Genomic DNA, 2,258 nt, shown 5'->3' with positions numbered 1-2,258 from the left:
CGGTCAGGGCCTGCCATTCCATGCGCTGCTGTTCAAGTTGACCACGGATCAGCTGTGATTGCTGCTCGGCCTGGCTGCGGCGTTTCTCGGCATCACGCAATTCACGGTCGGCATCTTCCAGGGCGATCTGCGCGGTTCTGAGTTCTTCGTCGACGCTCATGCGCTTGTCGAGCAACTCTTCGAGCTTGAGCCGCAACTCTTCCAGCGGCGCTTCGCCCTCCTCCAGATTAAGGCTGAGCTGCTCGCGCTTTTCGGTCAGGCGCTCGGACTGCAACTCCAGCCGTTCCAGCGCCTGACGGGTTGAATCGTGTTGCGCCTTGAGCGAGCCCAGACGCACCGCCAATTGGTGCGCGTGGTCTTTATGCTGACGAGCCTCCTGCCGCACCCGATCCAGGCGCTCGCGCAAGCTGTCGCGCTGAGCCAGCAGCAACTCGCGCTGTTCGGTATCGATCGCCATGCTGTCGAGGGCTTCCTGCAATTGCAGGCGCGACTCGCCAATCTGTTCATGTTCCAGCGCACGCTGCTCAGCCAGTTCACCGAGCTCTTCGTCGAGCCGCGTGCGGCGTAATGTCAGTTGCTCGGCCTTGGCCTTGCCGGCCGACAACTGAGCTTTCAATTCGCCTTGCTGGCGCGCTTCGTCCTGCAGCAAACGGCGCAGGTGTTCGCGGCCATTCTCTTGCTGACGTTGCTGGGCGCGCAGGTTTTGCAAAGTGGTTTCCAGCGTCTCGACGGTCGCTTCGCGCTCTTCGCGCTCAAGCCCCAGACGCTGGATTTCCTGCCCGCGCGCCAACATGCCGCTCTCGGCCTCACTGGCGCGGCGCACCCGCAAAAAGTGCCGCCCAACCCAGTAGCCATCACGACTGATCAGGCTTTCGCCGACCGACAACTGGCCACGCAGCGACAGCGCCTGTTCAAGACTGTCCACCGGCTTGACCTGCCCCAACCACGGCGACAAATCGATCTGCGCCTCAACCTTGTCGAGCAGGCTGCCGGGGATCCGCACTCCATCGCTGGCCGGGCTGAGCAAACGCAGATCGCCTTGGGCAAAGCCGGACAGATCGAAGCCCGCGAAGTCATCGACCAGCACGGCTTGCAGGTCGGCACCGAGCACGGTTTCCACCGCCAGCTCCCAACCCGCTTCAACCTTCAAGCCTTCAGCCAGACGCGGACGTTCGGCCAGATGCTGTTCACGCAACCACTCGGCGGCGCCGGTGCCCGGATCGAGCGCCGCTTGCTGCAACGCCTCCAGCGAGGCCAGGCGCCCGTTGAGCCGTTGCAAGTCGCCCTGTGCCTGCTGCTGGTTTTGCAGGGCCAGTTGCAGTTCCTGACGCAACTGCTCAAGCCGCTCGACCTGCGCTTCTTCGCTGGCCTGCAAATCTTCGAGGGTCGCTTCACTGGCGGCAAGCTGTTCACTCAGATCGAGAATCGCCGCGTCTTCCGGGGCTGCCGACAACAGGTCGCGCTCTTCGGCCAAGCGACGTTGGCGCTCGGCCAGACGTTCCATGCTGGTTTCCAGCTGCTGGATGCGCGACTGCTGGACTTCGGCCTGACGCCGTGGCTCGGCCGAGCGCAGGTTGAAACTGTCCCACTGCTCCTGCCAGCCGTGCATGGTGGTTTCGGACTCTTCCAGCGCGGCGGCGGCCTCTTCAGCAGCGGCGCTGGTGACTTCCTGCTCGGGCGTGAGCATATCCAGCTCTTCGCCGAGGGTCGCCAGCAAGGTGCGGTCGTGGCCCAGGTGCGACTCGGTTTCCAGGCGCGAACGCTCGGCTTCCTTCAAATCGTCCTGCAACTGACGCAAACGCTGCTGGCCGTGCTGGATGCTTTGCTCGACCCGGGCGATGTCGCCGCCGACCGAATAGAAGCGTCCCTGCACCAGATTGAAGCGCTCGGACAGGTCGTGATGTCCGTCGCGCAGCCGCTCGATGCTCGCATCGGCATTGCGCTGTTCAGCGACCAGGGCCTCGAAACTGATTTCCTGGTTGCCAATGATCGCTTCGCGCTGGCCAACCTGTTCGTTCAATTCCTGCCAGCGTAGCGCCGACAGTTGTGCCTTGAGCTGACGCTCTTCGGCTTTGTATTCCTGATACTTCTCGGCCGCCTGGGCCTGACGATGCAAGCGTTCGAGCTGACGTTCCAGCTCATCRCGCAGGTCGGTCAGGCGCGCGAGGTTTTCGTGGGTGCGACGGATGCGGTTTTCGGTCTCGCGCCGGCGCTCCTTGTACTTGGAGATCCCCGCCGCTTCTTCAATGAAGTTACGC

Annotated in this window: 1 protein-coding gene; it reads right to left on the bottom strand. The window is 63.2% G+C overall.

The features are described 5' to 3' along the window. The coding region (locus AC1DH9_RS27665) for a coiled-coil domain-containing protein (RefSeq protein ID WP_477809188.1) at positions 1-2,258 on the bottom strand (2,258 nt) is incomplete at both ends.

Source organism: Pseudomonas sp. 05T35 (assembly GCF_056396605.1).
Note: the sequence above shows the minus strand (reverse complement) of the source record. Positions and strands in the feature narration are given on the sequence as shown.